The organism is Rhodobium orientis (assembly GCF_003258835.1).
GTDB lineage: Bacteria > Pseudomonadota > Alphaproteobacteria > Rhizobiales > Rhodobiaceae > Rhodobium > Rhodobium orientis.
In genome coordinates this window covers 23598-39479 of the sequence record NZ_NPEV01000050.1, presented here as the reverse complement: position 1 = coordinate 39479, position 15882 = coordinate 23598, and the positions used below count along the sequence as shown (strand labels likewise).

At 64.5% G+C, this 15882-nt stretch carries 16 protein-coding genes; 4 read left to right on the top strand and 12 right to left on the bottom strand.

What is annotated here, in order from left to right; genetic code table 11:
- Positions 1-109: 109 nt before the first annotated feature.
- The 8 genes from CH339_RS18880 to CH339_RS18845 form a co-directional block, all read right to left on the bottom strand.
- Positions 110-727 (bottom strand): nitrous oxide reductase accessory protein NosL, encoded by a 618-nt coding sequence (locus CH339_RS18880; RefSeq protein WP_111435932.1) that lies wholly within the window; start codon positions 725-727, stop codon positions 110-112.
- A gap of 94 nt (positions 728-821) precedes the next feature.
- On the bottom strand, positions 822-1208 hold the full coding sequence (locus tag CH339_RS18875; RefSeq protein ID WP_111435931.1) for a dimerization/docking domain-containing protein: 387 nt from the start codon (positions 1206-1208) through the stop codon (positions 822-824).
- 284 nt (positions 1209-1492) lie between these two features.
- Positions 1493-2737: a Gfo/Idh/MocA family protein gene (locus CH339_RS18870; protein ID WP_111435930.1), complete on the bottom strand. Its 1245-nt coding sequence runs from the start codon at positions 2735-2737 to the stop codon at positions 1493-1495.
- Positions 2738-2739: 2 nt separating this feature from the next.
- Positions 2740-3777: a LacI family DNA-binding transcriptional regulator gene (locus tag CH339_RS18865; protein WP_111435929.1), complete on the bottom strand. Its 1038-nt coding sequence runs from the start codon at positions 3775-3777 to the stop codon at positions 2740-2742.
- Between the two features lie 13 nt (positions 3778-3790).
- Positions 3791-4777, bottom strand: a complete 987-nt coding sequence (locus tag CH339_RS18860; RefSeq protein ID WP_111435928.1) for an ABC transporter permease — start codon at positions 4775-4777, stop codon at positions 3791-3793.
- Positions 4774-5757, bottom strand: a complete 984-nt coding sequence (locus tag CH339_RS18855) for an ABC transporter permease (RefSeq protein ID WP_111435927.1) — start codon at positions 5755-5757, stop codon at positions 4774-4776. Before CH339_RS18855 ends, CH339_RS18860 begins: the two co-directional genes overlap by 4 nt.
- Entirely contained in the window at positions 5754-7262 is a 1509-nt protein-coding gene (locus tag CH339_RS18850; protein ID WP_111435926.1) for a sugar ABC transporter ATP-binding protein, read from the bottom strand. Before CH339_RS18850 ends, CH339_RS18855 begins: the two co-directional genes overlap by 4 nt.
- A gap of 76 nt (positions 7263-7338) precedes the next feature.
- The gene (locus CH339_RS18845; RefSeq protein ID WP_111435925.1) at positions 7339-8364 is read right to left on the bottom strand and encodes an ABC transporter substrate-binding protein; all 1026 of its coding nucleotides are present in this window, start codon (positions 8362-8364) and stop codon (positions 7339-7341) included.
- A gap of 338 nt (positions 8365-8702) precedes the next feature.
- Between CH339_RS18845 and CH339_RS18840 the strand changes: the two genes are divergently transcribed.
- The 4 genes from CH339_RS18840 (at position 8703) to CH339_RS18825 (ending at position 10540) form a co-directional block, all read left to right on the top strand.
- The gene (locus tag CH339_RS18840) at positions 8703-8972 is read left to right on the top strand and encodes a hypothetical protein (RefSeq protein ID WP_111435924.1); all 270 of its coding nucleotides are present in this window, start codon (positions 8703-8705) and stop codon (positions 8970-8972) included.
- A gap of 305 nt (positions 8973-9277) precedes the next feature.
- Entirely contained in the window at positions 9278-9820 is a 543-nt protein-coding gene (locus CH339_RS18835) for a flavodoxin (protein WP_111435923.1), read from the top strand.
- A gap of 73 nt (positions 9821-9893) precedes the next feature.
- Positions 9894-10133: a hypothetical protein gene (locus tag CH339_RS18830; RefSeq protein ID WP_111435922.1), complete on the top strand. Its 240-nt coding sequence runs from the start codon at positions 9894-9896 to the stop codon at positions 10131-10133.
- Between the two features lie 191 nt (positions 10134-10324).
- Complete coding sequence (locus CH339_RS18825; RefSeq protein WP_146610243.1) at positions 10325-10540, top strand: hypothetical protein; 216 nt, start codon at positions 10325-10327, stop codon at positions 10538-10540.
- A gap of 56 nt (positions 10541-10596) precedes the next feature.
- Here CH339_RS18825 and CH339_RS18820 read toward each other — a convergent pair whose 3' ends face one another.
- The 4 genes from CH339_RS18820 to CH339_RS18805 all read right to left on the bottom strand — a co-directional run bounded on the left by CH339_RS18820 (position 10597) and on the right by CH339_RS18805 (position 15858).
- Positions 10597-12318 carry a class I SAM-dependent methyltransferase gene (locus tag CH339_RS18820; RefSeq protein ID WP_111435920.1) on the bottom strand — a complete coding sequence of 574 codons (1722 nt, stop codon included), beginning with the start codon at positions 12316-12318 and terminating at the stop codon, positions 10597-10599.
- A gap of 392 nt (positions 12319-12710) precedes the next feature.
- Positions 12711-13913, bottom strand: a complete 1203-nt coding sequence (locus CH339_RS18815; protein WP_111435919.1) for a threonine synthase — start codon at positions 13911-13913, stop codon at positions 12711-12713.
- Positions 13914-13930: 17 nt separating this feature from the next.
- Complete coding sequence (locus CH339_RS18810; protein WP_111435918.1) at positions 13931-14725, bottom strand: creatininase family protein; 795 nt, start codon at positions 14723-14725, stop codon at positions 13931-13933.
- A complete protein-coding gene (locus tag CH339_RS18805; RefSeq protein WP_111435917.1) occupies positions 14722-15858 on the bottom strand; it encodes an amidohydrolase/deacetylase family metallohydrolase in 1137 nt (378 codons plus the stop codon). Before CH339_RS18805 ends, CH339_RS18810 begins: the two co-directional genes overlap by 4 nt.
- Positions 15859-15882: the final 24 nt, after the last annotated feature.

Here is a 15882-nt window from a genome sequence, read left to right as displayed (position 1 = left end):
GGTGGTGGGTGCACATGGGAGGGGTTCTTTCCAAAAGAGGCCTTCCGGTGCCGGCTGGGCGCCGGCACCGCGTCCAGTGTCGGGGTGTGCGAGGGATCGCATCGCCGGCCTAGTTGGCGTTCTTTTTCATCATCTTGGCGCGCTTTTCGGCGCGCCGCTTGCGGATCATGACGGTGTTCTTGGCCATGTCGGCATAGGCGGCGGCAAGGGCGCCGTCGAAGCCGACGACCTTGGCCTCGCCGGTCGCCGCGGTCTTGGCCTTTTCCGCGTCCGCATAGGCCCATTTGCTGGCGCCGGACATGGTGCCCGGCTTGCTGGCATCGAGCACGTAGTGGGCGGCGTCGACCTTGACGAGCGGCTTCACCTCGGCGTCGGACCCGGCATCGCCGACCCAGATGTTCTTCGGCCCGCGGTCCATGTTGAGTGCCAGGCTGATCGACAGGCAGTGGATCGAGCAGGTGCCCTCCGCGCTGTCGTCGTCATACTGGATCAGGTGCCGCGTATGGCTCCACTGCTTGCGCATCATGCCGCAATAGGTGCAGCGGGCGTGCTTCTCGAACTCGTTTTCAAGCGGGTTCGGGTCTTTCTTCATGTTGTTGTTGACGATGCCGTGCTCGGCCGTCCAGGCCCAAGGTGCCTGCATCTGCGCGCGCGCCGTGCCGACGAGGCCGGTCCCGGCGAACAGCGCGCCAACGCCGGCGGTCTTCAGAAAATCCCTGCGTTTCATGGGTGTCTCCCCAAACAATCGATCATTGTCGAGCCACAGCGGTCAGGCGATGCCGGACCGGTCACATCAACGGAACGGCATCGCGACGCTGCGGCTATGCAAGCGTGATCTGACCGTTCGGGAGGGGAGGGCCGCGCGCCGGTGCCCGCCGGTACGCCGAGGCAAGGACGATGAGGTCGGCGGGCTGGACGGCAATGATGGCGGCAAATTCGACGTCGGGCAGGGCAAGACAGCCGACGCCGGGGACATCGCCCGTGCCGCCGAGGGCAAAGGCGGTGCAGATCGGGCAACTGGTGACGGGGCCGCCGGTGCGGTCGCCGGTCTGGCCTTCCGGGCCGAGCCGGGCAAGGCCGTTGCCCGTGCAGATGAAGAACAGGCTCTGGGGAAGACGCTCGCCGTCACGGCTGCCGATGAGCGAGGTGGATGCCGCCAGGTGCTCGCTGGCGGCCAGCACCTGCAGGACCATGGCAAAGATCGACACCCAGAGCGCGGCGCGGCTGCGGCGAAGCGTTCGTGCGAGGGATCTTGCGCAAGGTCTGGCCGGGGCGGACATGGGTCACCGTCGGGTCGGCCGTTGAAGGCAGCCGAAAGGTAGATATTCGAACTGGACTTGATCAATGCGGCATAAACGCCGTTGCCGCAACCGTCGTGCCGGCCGTCAGCGCCTCTTCCGGATCGGCACCGGCGAAGATCGCGGCGAGGGCCGGCAGGCCGCCGACGCCCCTGCCGCGCGCTTACGCCTTGGCGCTATCGCAGGACCCGTCGTCAGGCGCCGGTGCGAGCGACCACCGGCACGTAGTCCTCAAGGTCCGGGGCCGGAAAGGCGACGCTCGCGCCGGTCTCCGCCGAGCGGTAGAGGCCCATGAGGATTTCCACGACCGCAAGGCCGTCATGGAACGTCTCAAGCGGCGTCTCTCCCTTGCGGAAACACTCCACCATGTGCCGGTTCTCGTCGGTGTAGCCATAGACGCCGGGCTCGTCTTCCAACACCGGCATCAGGCCCTGTTCGGCGTTCTGCTTTTCAACGAGGTCCTCGCCCTCGGCGCCGGAGACGGCCCGCGACATGAAGATCTTCAGGCCCGTCGCCAGCGAGTTGAACTCCATGGCGTATTCCGGGCCGAGGAGTTCGAGCTGGATGCGCAGCCCGGCGCCGACATAGGCCCAGGAGGTCGTCGCCTCGATCATCACCTCGTTGCCGTCCTCATCTTCCAGCGTGACGGTGCCGCGCGCGAAATCTTCTGAGGGCCGGTTGCGGTAGTCGACATCGGCGCCGAAGCGCTCGCGGAGCTGGTCGGCATAGCCGGGCCGGGTCCATTTCAGGTTCGCCACCGTGCCGCTGACGGACTTGACCTTGAGCGAATCCCGCGGCGCGTCAGGCGCGGTCAGCAGATGCCGGGCGACCTCCACCGAATGGCACATCATGTCGGAAAGCACGCCGCCGCCCTGCTTGTCGCCCTGCCAGAACCAGGGCTCGTGCGGGCCCGAATGCTCTTCTGCCGCGCGGGCGAGATAGGGCCGGCCGGTGGCCGAGGCCGCCCGCCGCCAGACGATCTCCTTGCCGCGGATGACGGGCGTCGCGAACACCTGGTTCTCCAGATAACCGTGGTTGAGCTTGGCCTCCTCGGCAAGCCGCACCATTTCCCGCGCCTCGCCGATGGTGCGCCCGAGCGGCTTTTCGCAGGCGACCGCAAAGACCTCGGAGCGCCCCGCAGTGACCTCGCCATGGATGACTTTCATGATGTCGAGGCGGGTGTAGTTCGGCGACAGGATCCAGATCGCATCGACCTCGCCCGACTGCAGCATCGCTTCCAGGCTCTCAAAGCTGGTGCAGGTGCCGAGGCCCAATTCCTCGACCCGGGCGACGATGCGGGCTCGGTTGTCCGGATTGCGGCTGTAGACGCCGGTGACGTCCACATTGCGCACGTTGAGGAGCGCCTTCAGGTGGAACTCGGCGATGAAGCCGGACCCGACAAATCCAACGCGAAGGCGGTCTTTCGGCAATCCGGACATGCTCATACTCCTTGTTTTTGGTCTGTTCGGGTTTTCAAGGGGGCGGTGGTGCCCCGGATCTTCAGGCTCGTCGGCACGATGACCGGCTCGGCCGGCGGCGGTCCGCCGGCAAGGATGTCGAGCAACAGCGTCATCGCCCGCCGGCCGATTTCCGCGCGCGGCTGGGCGACGGTGGTCAGCGGCGGATAGAAGACGTCGGAGAGAAAGAGGTTGTCGAAGCCGACGACGGAAATGTCGCCGGGAACGTCAAAGCCGAGGGCGCGCATCTCATGGATAGCGCCGAGCGCCATCTCGTCATTGGCGGCAAAGAGCGCTGTCGGGGGCTCCTCCAGCGCCATCAGGAAGCGGGCCGCCGCCATGCCGGAATGGAGCGAGAAGTTTCCCTTGACGACATAGTCGTCGGGAAGCGTGAGCCCGGCCTCCTTCATCGCCCGGATGTAGCCGGCCATGCGCTTCACGCTCATCACCTCCGGCAGCGGGCCGGTGACATGGGCGATGCGGGTATGGCCGATCTCGATGAGGTGGCGGACGGCTTCGGCGGCGGCCCCTTCATTGTCGATCTGCAAATGGGGGAGGCGGCTTCCCTCGATCATCTCCAGCGCTACGACGACCGGCAGGCCGCCCGCCTCGACCGCGTTGCGGTGGCGCCGCGGCCACTTGCCGGTCATCAGGATCATGCCGTCGGCGTGGCCGTCATAGAGCATGTCGAAATACTCGTCCTCGCGGTCCGGATCGTTTTCCGCATTGCCCATCAGGACGGCATAGCCGGCGGCCCGCGCGGTCGCCTCCACCCCCTTCAGGATCTCCAGGTAGAACGGGTTGACGACGTCGCGCACGACCATGAGGACGGCCATGGAGCGTTTCGTGCGCAGGTTGCGGGCGCTGACATTGGGCCGGTAGTGCAGTTCGTCGGCGACCTCGCGGACCCGGTCGCGGGTCTCTTTTGCGACCAGCGGGCTTTCGGCCAGCGCGCGGGAAACGGTCGCCGGGGAAAGGCCCAGCCTTTCCGCGATGTCCTTGATCCTGGTGCGGCGGGTCATCTTCGAGTGCTCGCTAACCCCGCATGCGCCGGCCGCGGCCGTAGAACAGCATGAGGACGAGGAGGGTGGCGCCGTAGATCATCTGGCGGCCGGACTCGTCGATGTTCACGGTGGTGAGGATGCTCTGCAGGATCGTCAGCAGCACCGCGCCGGCCATGGTTCCGGTATAGCCGCCCTTGCCGCCGGCAAGCGGCGTGCCGCCGAAGACGACGGCGATGATCGACGGGACCATGTACTGCTCGCCGACATTGGAAAAGGACGAGCCGGAATAGCCGAGAAGGCAGAGGCCAGCGATGGCCGCGAAGATGCCGGAAAAGGTGAAGACCGCGACCCGCATGCGCTTGACCGGCACACCGGCCATGAAGGCGGCGTGCTCGTTGGAGCCGATGGCGTAGACCCGCTGGCCGAACACCGTTCGCCGCAACAGGAATGCCATGAAGAGGCCGACGGCGACCCACAGCCAGATCGTGCCGGGAAGGCCGAACAGGAACGGCTTGGCGACGAAATCGGCGAGCGCCGGCGCCGCCTTGCCGGACGGGATGCCCTGGCGGATGACGACGAGGAGGCCCTGCAAGACGCCCAGCATACCGAGCGTCATGACCAGCGGCGGGATGCGCATGACGGTGACGCCGACGCCATTGAGGAAGCCGAAGAGCGCGCCCGTGGCGACGCAGGCAAGGATGGCGAGCGGGATGCTGGCGTCCTGGCCGCTCATGACGTTGCCGGCGACGATGGCGCTAAGCGAAACGATGCCGCCGACGGAGAGATCGATGCCCTCCCGGCCGGCGAGGATGACGAGGTTCTGACCGGCGGCGACGAGGCCGAGCAGCGAGGCGACGACCAGCAGCCGGAGGATCTGCTCGCCGGACGCAAAGCCCGGCGACAGCGCCTCGCCGAAGGCGAGCAGCACGCCGATCAGCACGATCGCGATCAAGAGCGGCTGGCGCAGCACGGCAAGCACCGAGGAGGTTTTCACGGGAGTGGTCTCCGTCGCACTCATGCCCGGGCCCTCCTGGAAACCATAATGCCGAGCATCAGGGCGATGAGGATGACGAGGCCCTGGACGAGGTTCTGCCATTGCGACGGCGTGCCGACGAAATAGACCAGCGCGTTGATGAGCCCGATGATGAAGGCACCGAGGGCGGAGCCGACGACCGTGCCGAAGCCGCCGGACAGGGCCGTGCCGCCGAGCACCACGGCGGCAACGCCGAACAGCGTCATCTTGGCGCCGACGAGGGGATCGCCGCTCGCCGTGTCGCCGGTGACGCAGAACGCGGCGAGGGCGGCAAAGACGCCGGAGAGCGCATAGCCGCCGATGCGGATGAGGGTCACCGGCAGGCCGGACTGGTAGGCCGCCTGGGCATCGTCGCCGACGGCGAGCAGCCGGGTGACGAGCCGGGTGCGCACCAGGAGGTAGACGATGAGGGCGATGCCGAGCGCGGCAAAGACGACGAACGGGACCTCGAAGAAGCGCCCGCCATAGGTGCGCCAGAAGAGCCGCGGCGCTGGTGTGCCGGCGACCGGCAGCACATAGAGCGCCAGGCCTGTGAAGAAGATGCTGGTGGCGAAGGTGGCGACCACCGCTTGCAGGCGCAGCGCCGCGACGACGATGCCGTTGACGAGGCCGCAGGCGAGCCCGACGCCGATGCCGACGGCAAGCGCGGCCGTCACCGAAAGGCCCGAGCCGCCCATCTGCTCCATGAAGACGATAATGACGACGTTGACCAGCGACAGGATCGCGCCGTTGGAAAAGTCGATGTCGGAGGCATAGACGACGAAGGTCTGGCCGATGGCGAGCAGCATCAGGGCGAGATAGGTGGAGAGAAGGCCGGTAAGCCCTCGCGCGGACAGGCTCGCCGGCGAGAACACGCCGTTGAGGGCCAAAAGCACGATGAAGATGCAAAAGGCCGGCAGGAACGGATAGCGCTCGAAAACGCGCTTCAGGCGGCCCGGGGGTCTGGTCGCGGCAACGGCGGTCATGACGCGGCCTCATACGCAGCGTGGTAGAGGTTGAAGCGGGTGCGGTCCGCCCCGGTGAGTTCGCGCGTGACGCGGCCCTGGTTGAAGACCAGGATGCGATCGGCGTTGTTGAGGAGTTCGGCGTCCTCGGACGAATAGAGCACGATGCCCATGCCCTCGCGGGCGAGCTCGCGGATCAATGCGAAGAGGTCCGACTTGGCCGAAAGGTCGACGCCCTTGGTCGGGTCGTCGAGGAGCAGCACGGTCGGCTGGTCGACCAGCCAGCGGGCGATCACCACCTTCTGCTGGTTGCCGCCGGAGAGCGAATTGATCGCCTGCCACAGGCTCGCATATTTGGTGCGAAGGGCATCGAGCGCCGGGTCGACGCGCTTTTTCAGCACCTTCGGCTGCACGATCTTCAGCCCATTGCGCAGGAAATGCACCGGCACGACGTTCTCGAAAATCGGCCGCCCGTTGACGATGCCATCGCGGCCGCGGTCGCCGGAGACATAGGCCATGCCGAGGAGGATGGCATCGCGCGGATTGCTGTAGTGCACCGGCGTGCCTTCCAGCGAGATCCGCCCGCCGCCATAGGGCTCGGCGCCGAAAAGGGAGCGCAGCACCGCCGACTGGCCCTGGCCGTGCAGGCCGCCGAAGCCGAGGATCTCGCCGGCGGCAACGGAAAAGCTGATGTCCCGAAAGCCCGGCCCCGAAAAGCCGGAGACCTCCAGGACGGGCGTGCCGGAGCGCTCGGCCGCGTCGGGCGGGTTGACGGCGGCCTCGGCGAGGTCGTCCTTGGAGCCGACCATGAGCTGGATGACGGCCGTCGGCTCGGTCTCGGCAAGGATCCGCGTGCCGACGGTCTCGCCGTCGCGCATCACCGTGACCCGGTCGCCGACGGCAAAGATCTCGTCCATGCGGTGCGAGATGAAGATGATGCTGCGCCCCTCGGCCTTCAGGTCGCCGAGGATTTCGAAGAACCGCTCCGCTTGCGCCCGATCGAGCGCGGAAGTCGGCTCGTCGAAGATCAGGATCGGTGCCTCGGTCGCCAGCGTCTTCATGATCTCCACGAGCTGGCGCTGGTCGGCGCGCAGATTGCCGACGACGGTTTCGGCGGCAAAGTCGTCGCCGGAGACGGTCTCAAACAACGCAATATATTTTTCCGCCCGCTTCGACAGAGCCTTGCGGTCGACGAAGAGACCGGCCGTCACCGGCATGTCGGCAAGGCAGATGTTCTCCTCCACCGTACGGTGCGCGGCAAGGCTGAGTTCCTGGTAGAAGATGCCGATGCCCTTGGCCTTGGAGGCCTTCGGCCCGCCGATCGCGACCGGCTCACCGTCGATGGCGACGCGCCCGCCGTCCGGCTTGACGCTGCCGGCGACGATCTTGCAGAGCGTGCTCTTGCCCGACCCGTTCGATCCGACGAGGACGTGGACTTCGCCGGCCTCGACCGAAAGGTCGCCGCGCCTGAGCGCCACCGTGGCGCCGTAAGTCTTGCTTACGCCGCTGAGCTCCAGCTTCGACATGGCTGCGTTTTCCGAAAAGTTCCGGGAAACGGGATGCGCGCGTCCGCCCGCACCCCGCCTTTTGTCCGGTTGCGTCCTACTTGAACAGCGCTTCCGCTTCGTCGATCGAAAGCTGGCTGGTGTAGGAATAATAGCCCGGCTTGCCTTCCAGCTCCTCATGCACCTTGGCGACGTTGTCGCCGTCGATGAACGGGATCGGCAGGTAAAGCGCGTTGCCGTACTGGCCGGCGGTCGCCGGTTCCTTCAACTCGCGGCCCTTCAGCATGAAGACGGCGACGTTGAGCGCGCTCGCCATCACGCCCGGAGGATTGACTGCGGCACCGGAATTGAGATCGTTGGCGACCCACAGATCGAGGAAGTCCTTGCGGATCTCGCCGGTGGCGGCGATGTCGCCGGTCTTGCCGGCATCCATGATCGACTTCCAGGCGCCGGCGGCCATGCCGTCCTGCACCCAGACGCCGTCGATGTCCGGATAGGTGGCGAGCAGGTTCTGCATCGCCTGCTGGCCCTGGGCCTGGTCCCAGTTACCGTTGACCTCGTTGACGACCTCAAGGTCCGGATATTCTTCGAACACCGAGGTGTAGCCGGCGACGCGCATCTCGTTGGCCGGATGGCCGGCGACGCCGTTGATGGCGACGACTTTGCCCTTGCCCTCAAGCGTTTCGGCGAGCCACTTGGCCGAGGCCTTGGCCCAGCCGGTCTGGTCGATGCCGACATAGGTGGCGTCCGGCGAGGAGACCTCGGAGTCCGTGGCGATCACCAGGATGCCGGCGTCCTTGGCCTGGGCGAAAACCGGGTCGAAGGCGGTCGGGCTGTTCGGATTGATGATGATGGCGTCGACGCCATCGGAGATGAAGTTGCGGACATGGGCGACCTGGCCCGGCACGTCCACATTGGCGCTCTGCACGAGCACCTCGACATCGACGCCCTTTTCCTTCCAGGCGGCGGCGGCAGCTTTCGCCTCGTCGATCATCTGGGTGCGCCATTCGCTGCCGACCCAGCCGTTGGAAAGGCCGATCTTGTAGCTTTCGGCATGGGCGGTGGCGAGCGAGGCGGCAAGGGCAACTGCCGTCGCAAGGGCGATACTGGTGTTCTTGATCATCACTTCCTCCCGAAGCGAAGCGGTGGCCCCGAAAAGCGCCCGGCGGGATGCGCCGGAAGAGCCTTGTCGTTGCGGGGAGAACCCGGCTTCGCGCACAAAGGCTTAGAAGACGTGAGACCGATCCTGAAGGAGCGGACGTCCTCTGGGCCGGCATGGTAAGGGCGTTCTGCAATCGATTTCAACAGCAATTTTGCGCCGCCCGGTGCGACCGGTTTGCCCGCGCGCGATGCGGGAAGGGGCTGTAAGATGGTTCTGCTAGGATTGCAGCAGCCCTGGCGACATTGAGCCGGAATTGCGCCAGCCCGGTTTGAACAAAAACAAGAGGAGTATGGGCGGTTGTGAAGAGAAAACACCTGAAATGGAATTTCCTGATTTCAATCATACTTGGTGTCATCGCTGTTCTGGATGCCGTATTTGGTCGTGAAATCCCGATGCAGAAAGCTATATTTTATATTTCCGTGTATTTTTCATTCTTCTTCTTGATTTTCTTGACTATTACGCCAGTATTTATGACACTAGCTTACAATATTTTCAAGTTCGGCGAGCCGGAGAGGAAGGCAATGGAAAGGCCTCCTGTGTCTTGGTTTTTGCTTCGAGACGATGAGTGAAGCGGAGGGTGCTGTCGAGCGACGTGCTCCCTCGTCACGTCGCCGGGGCGGCAGGGTCCGGTCCACCGCCCTTTGTGCCTTTCCCGACAATTGGCGCAACCGACAATGACAATTATTCTCAATCGGACAATGACGGTTTCCGCTAGCACTGGCTGAAAGCGCGGAAAAGCAATTCATAAACAATGAATTAGATCAGCCCTGCTGGCGTACGGCAAAATGGCACGCGGCCTGCTTTGTGCTCCCTGAGCCGGCTGCGAGCCCGGCACGCATTGCCAATGCATCAACGGGGGCAGGTAATCACCGACATGGCGAAAATCGGATTGTTTTTCGGGACCGATACCGGGAATACGCGCAAGATCGCAAAGATGATCAAGAAGGGCTTCGACGATGAATTGATGGCAAAGCCGCTCAACGTCAATCGCACCGAGGTCGACGATTTCTTGAGCTACGACTACCTGATCCTTGGCACGCCGACCCTTGCCGAGGGATTGCTGCCGGGCCTCGGCGCGGACTGCCAGGCGGAGAGCTGGGAAGAGTTCCTGCCGCAGATCGAGGACGCGGATTTTTCCGGCAAGACCGTCGCCATCTACGGCCTCGGCGACCAGGTCGGATACCCGCACGAATTCGTCAACGCCATCTACTTCCTGCACGAGTTTTTCCAGGATCGTGGGGCAAAGCTCGTCGGCCGCTGGCCGGTCGACGGCTACGAGTACGACATCTCGTTGGCGGAGGACGACGGCGAGTTCCTCGGCCTCGTCCTCGACCAGGACAACCAGTCCGGCCAAACCGACGAGCGGCTGGCGGCCTGGCTGAAGCTGATCGCGGGCGATTTCGGCCTGCCCGTCTAGGGCGTTCGGAGCGATCCGATAGTCACGAGAAATACTTCAGAGACCTCGCTGCAACCCCAAACGGAGATCCGCCATGAGCAAGCCTTGCAAGAACAGATCCCTCGTCAGCAGCGACATCTGCCAAATCAAATACTGCGCAGACTGCGGCGCGGTGCATCTCGACCTCGGCAACATGACCCTGCACCTGACGACCGAGCAGTTCGACCGCCTCGCCGAGGCCTTCGGCGCGGCCGCGACGGAAAAACAGGCCATCGACCGCGCCGAGGGCAACAAGCCGGCGGGCACCGCGACGAACTCCCGCTGCGTCCACTGACGGATCGTCCGTCGACGGCCGGGGAAAAGGTCGGTCGCTGCGAATGCCAAGAAAGCTGGCTGGGCGGCAGAAGCCGAAGAAGGGGCCGCACGAGAGGCGTTCTGTTGGAGCAGGAGCCTACATAAGCGGGAGCCGGATTCAGCGAAGATCAGATGCTCCGACGGGAAGACAGCGCCCGGACGCAAGTCACAATGACCGCGTTCTCTGCCGGATACCATCGCCCGGAACTGGGGCTCTTTAAGGCCGCGGAAACCGAAGGAAATTCGCAGCAATCCATGCTTCGCAAAGGCGAGCGATCATTGTCCGTAGCAGAAAATATCCGGCCGACCGCCGATGCGATCGACAGCATGGGCATTTCCGTTGATGAACAGGCAACCGCCGTCACGGCCCTATTCAATCCGAAATAGCACGGAAAGAAGCGTCAGGAAGGCAGGAGATCGGGTCGATCCGGCAAGTCTGACTACTATTTTCGGATCAGGTAAAAGACCTTGTTCTCCACGCGGTTTTTGGTCTCAAAAATCAGCGTTTCATCGCGGATCTCAAATCCGGCCTTCTCGATCCATTCGCGCAACAAGACCATGCTGTGCGCCCCGTTGGGCGGCAATCCTTCAGCGACTGGTTTGGTATGTGCATTCGCCAGGTTCTTTTCGATGCGCGCGCGCTCTTTGCCCTCAAACTTGCTTTCGTCGATATAGGTCACGCCGAAGATCATGGCGCGTTTGCTGGCAGCGGCGATATTCATGAACGCCATTTCGGCGTTTGGACGGGCGAGCCAGTTGAGAAAGCGCATGCACACGCCGACATCGGACTCAAACTCCGGCGGTTGAGGTTTCAACGCATCGCCCGTCGCGAACGTGCCGTCTTGATAATCGAGTTCCTGAGCGAACTCGCGGGCCCGGTTCAGCATCGCATCCGAAACGTCGACGGCGTTCAGTTTCATCTCCAGCGCCTTATAAGCGCTCATGAACCGGCCAGTGCCGACGGGAAGATCGAGGACCGAGGCGTTCTTATGGTTTTCGAGGTATTTCCTCACCGCGGCATCTTCTAGCCACCACCGTTCTGTTTTCGCGCGGGCTTGATCGTATTCGGAAACGACCGATCCGTAGTACCGATCCTCGATTTTCGCAGTCGTCATGCCGAAATTGCTCCCTTCGGTGGTCAAGTTTCTGGCCCTTTCGGCCATCAATTCGAGAAATGCCTGCGCAGTTCTTAACCGAATATCGAAAGAGGAGGAATTCCGCAGCCGAGTCAAGACACGTCTCAGAAGTGGCACGATACCAAAGCAGAGCGCCACTGTCTTGATATGTGCGCATCGCTCGACCAAGGCCCGATCAAAAGCCGGCTCGCCAGCCTCAACCCGCTCGGAATTCAGGCCATTCATGTATTGGTCGACAATATTGCGCTCTGCTGCCCTGAGCAGTTCGACCGTCTCATTGCTGGTCTTCATAATGAGAGCCGGATAGACAATTCGAGCAAGATCGTCACCCACGCGTCCGGCGCAAACTCTCGCCCAATCGAAAGCGACGATGCTGGACCCGTCTTCGGTCCGTCGGATGTTTTGGTCGTTGGCGTCGCCATGACAGATCGTCGGGTACCCTTCGTCGTACATGGCGTTGATTTCGTCCGCCTGGCTTAGGAAAGCCTGGTAGTCCGGAAGCAAGTCCGAACGAGAGACGGACGCTAAGAGATCTTCAAGATCGTGCGTCGACTTGCTCTTGAGCACGTTTCCGATGCCGTAACTGCGGGGAAGCCACCAGTTTTCCTCACATTGAACAGCATGGTTGAGAAACGCGGCCGCCTTGCCGAAGGCGAATGCTGCCGTCGATTTGTCCTCAATGCCCAACACTTCCGTGCCGTCGACGAATTCGATGTCCAGCTCCATACAATGGCCTTCGATGAGGCGGGCGCCGAACAATTTGGGCACGACAATATTTCTGCGAGGGAGATTGCCGGCGATCGTCAGGTAAAACAGCGCTTCATTGAGCGTGTTCCCTGCCAGGCCATCCGACTCGCATTTGATGATTTTCCGCACCGTGCTTCCGTCGCGCGAGAGCAGGAGCGACAACGTGCTGTTGGAATTGGTGATGAACTTGGGGTGGTTCTCCGTCGGGAACGCCACGTCACTGCCGCCAGCGAACCTCTTCGCCGTTTCCTCACGAATGAAACCGAGCTTCTGATTTTTCATGGCCCAAATTCTTTATCTTTATCAGTCAATTACTCCTTCATAAAAACGTCATACACAATTAGCCAGCTCACGGCAAGAGCGCGCCTTCCGCAATCGAGTGCGCTGGTTGCGGAGCGAGCTGGATTTGGAAATGACGGCACCCTGGGGAAAGTCCGGTTGGGCTTCGCTCGCAAGCCTTCCGAAGGACCCCCGGTCTTGCGGCGGCGGCCGCGCCCAACGGCAATTCGCTGCGCGTCTGGCGACACCGGCACATATGCCTGGGAGGGCAATCGGGGCCGCTGAACCGGCCGGATTCGGACCCGGCATGATCCATCACATGCCGGCACTGAGGGCACGTGCGCGAAAACCCGTGGCCCGTCAAAAAAGGGGCCTGTCCCTTTGCCCGTCAGCGCTCAAGAGGCCAGAAGCGCGAAGATATCCGTCTCGGGCGACAGCCCGCGGGCGTCGGCCTCGACCTCGACCCAGCTTAAGTCCTTCAGGCCGTGGCCGGTGGCGACGGCGAGGATGCGCTCGTCGCGGCTTATGAGGCCGCGCTCGATCAGCGTCGGGATCGCCGCGATGGGGACGGCCGCGCTCGGCTCCACTAGGATGCCCTCGGTTCGGGCGAGTTTGCGCACACCGGCGCGGACCGTGTCGTCGTCGATGGCAGCGGCCGCGCCATTGTGCCGGCGGATCCAGGACAGCGTGTAGTCGCCGTCGTGCTCGTAGCCCGCCAGTGTGTCGTTGAGGGCCGACGCGATGGTCGGCTGGTGGTCCCAGGGTTCTATGGCGCCGCCCGTCTCGAAGGCGCGCACGATTGGCGCGCAGGCGGCGGACTGGACCGCGATGGGGCGCGGAATGCGCGTGATCGTCCCGGCCGCCTTCAGCCGCGCATATCCCTTCATGATGCCGGCAAGTATTGGGCCGCTGGAGACCGGCAGCAGCACCACATCGGGGTCGAGCCGGACCGTCTCGTAGGCGAGGGTCGCATAGGCGTCGACGCCGTAGGGATTGTGGTAGGTGGTGGTCAGGTTGACCCAGCCGCGCGCGCGCGCAAGCTCGTCGGCGAGGCGGCAGCAGTCGGACGTCTTGCCGTCGATGGTGACGAGGCGTGCGCCCGCCGCCGCGATCTGCCGGAGCTTGGCCTCCGGTGCGCTCGCCGGTACGAAGACGACGAGCGGCAGGCCGGCCCGGGCCGCATAGGCGGCGCCCGAGGCGCCGGCATTGCCGCTGGAGGACAGCACGAGGCCGGGCCGGCCATAGTTGCGGGCAAGCGACGTCGCCAGCGCCACCGCCCGATCCTTGAACGATGCCGTCGGCATGATGGAGTCGTTCTTGATCCAGAGATTCTTGAGGCCGAGGTCGCCGGCGAGCCGGGGGGCGGCGAGCAGCGGCGACTGCCCCTCGCCGAGGCTGATGCGGTGCTCTGGCCGGCAGTGCGGCAAGTGGTCCGCCCAGCGCCACAGGCCGACGGGCTTCGCGACCTCGGGTTCTCGCTCCCGGGGCGCGATGTGCAGGTCGAGGATTTCGCCGCAGGACGGGCAGAGGGAGGGGACGTCCGCGATGTCCGTGTCCCGTCCGCAGGCCGTGCAGCGCAGAAAATCCGTCTCCGTCATCTCGGGTCGTCCCCTGGTTAACCGCCGAGCACCGCCGGCGGTCGCGGCGCGGCTTCCGCGCTTTTGAGGTCGCGGATGACGGCGGCGAACGCTTCGACGACCGCCTCGCGGATCCGCGCGCCCTTTTCCGCCGTCGCAAAGGAGGGATCGCCGACCGTGCCGGTCCCGTTCGATTTGTCGTACATGGTGCGGAAAAGCCCGGCGCCGGCGGCGTGCATCATGTCCTCTTCCGCCCAGGCGAAGGTCGGCGCGCACTGCATGCCGCCGATGGCGTCGACCCGCACGCTGTCCGGATGCGCCTCCATCATCAGCGACGTCTCGAATTCGCAGGCATGGTTGACGCCGCCGCGCGCGCTTTCCTGGATCGGGGCGAGGGCCGCATGCGCCAGTGTCCACCACGTCGCCATGACGACCAGGCACTCGCGGTGCGCGGCGCCGATCTTATCGGTGAGCACACGGCCGATCGCCTGGTTCCCGCCATGGCTGTTGAAGATGACGATGCGCGAGAAGCCGTGCGCGATCACCGATTCCAGGAGCTCGGACGCATAGAGCAGGAAGGCCTCCGGCGTCACCGTCAGGGTGCCGGCGAAATCCATGTGATGCTCGGAGCACGCGACCTTGATCTGCGGCAGGATCAGCATGTCCTCGCCGACGACCGCATCGGTGGCGGCAAGCAGGTGCTGGCCGATGTCGCAGTCGACGGAGAGCGGCAGATAGGGGCCGTGCTGTTCGACGGCGGCGATCGGCAGCACGACGACCGTGCGCCGGTCGATGGCCGTAAAGTCGGTAGTGGCGAGCCTTTCCCAGATCATTGCGGATACCACCAGCGTCCGTTGATGACGACGCCCTCCGCGACAAGCCGCTCGTCGACCGTCAGGATCTCGCCGACGACGTCTTCCAGGCGGTGCGTGCCGGGCTGCAGCGACAGGATGGAGGCATCGCCCGCGGCGCCCGTCGCCAGGGTGCCGAGTTCGGGCCGTTTCAGCGCCGCCGCCGGCCTGGCGGTTGCCCGCGCGATCACCTCGCCAAGCGGCATGCCGAGGCCGAGGAACTTGGTCATGGTGGTGAGCTGGTCGTAGGCCGGGCCCTTCCGGCAGAAGGCGTGCACGTCCGAGGAGATGGTGTCGGGGGGGAAACCGGCGGCCAGCATCGCCCGTGCGGTCTTGTAGGCGAACGAGCCCATGCCGTGGCCGATGTCGAAATAGACGCCCCGCTCGCGCGCCGCCAGGACCTCGTCCTTGACCCGCCCGTCGCCCATCACCGGCGTGTTGGGGAAGGGGCGGAAACAGTGGGTCAGGACGTCGCCCTTGCGCAGCTTGGCGACCACCGCCTCGTAGGACGGGGGCGGCTCGTCGATGTGGCACATAACAGGAAGACCTGTCTCGTCGGACAGCCCCAGCGCCACGTCGAGCGGCGCGATGCCCTGCGGGCCGCTGGCGTGGCGGCCGACGCGCACCTTGATGCCGACGATGACGTCGCGATTGGCCTTGATCACCTCGCGCGCGTGGCCCGGCGCCATCAGCCTGAACTCGTGGCTCTCGCCGACCATGATCTGCGGATCGAAACCGTAAATTCCGGCGAAGGAGACGTGCAGATAGACCAGGATGCGGGTCTGGCTCGGCTCGATGACGTGTTTGCGGAAGCCAGGAAAATTGCCCGGACCGGCGCTGCCCGTGTCGACGCAGGTCGTCACCGCGCTCGCCCGGGCGAATTCCTCCGCGTCGATGCCGAGCGAGGTGCCGCCCCAATAGACGTGGGTGTGCAGGTCGATGATGCCCGGCGTGACGATCTTGCCGGAAACGTCGCGGACGTTCCGCGCATTTGATGCCAGGCCGTCTGCAATGGTGGCGACCTTGCCGCCGGAAAAGCCGACATCGGCGATGCGGTCGATCCCCTGCGAGGGGTCGATCACGCGGCCGCCGGTGAGGACGAGATCAAGTGTCATCTGTCTATCCAGAACTGCATGTCG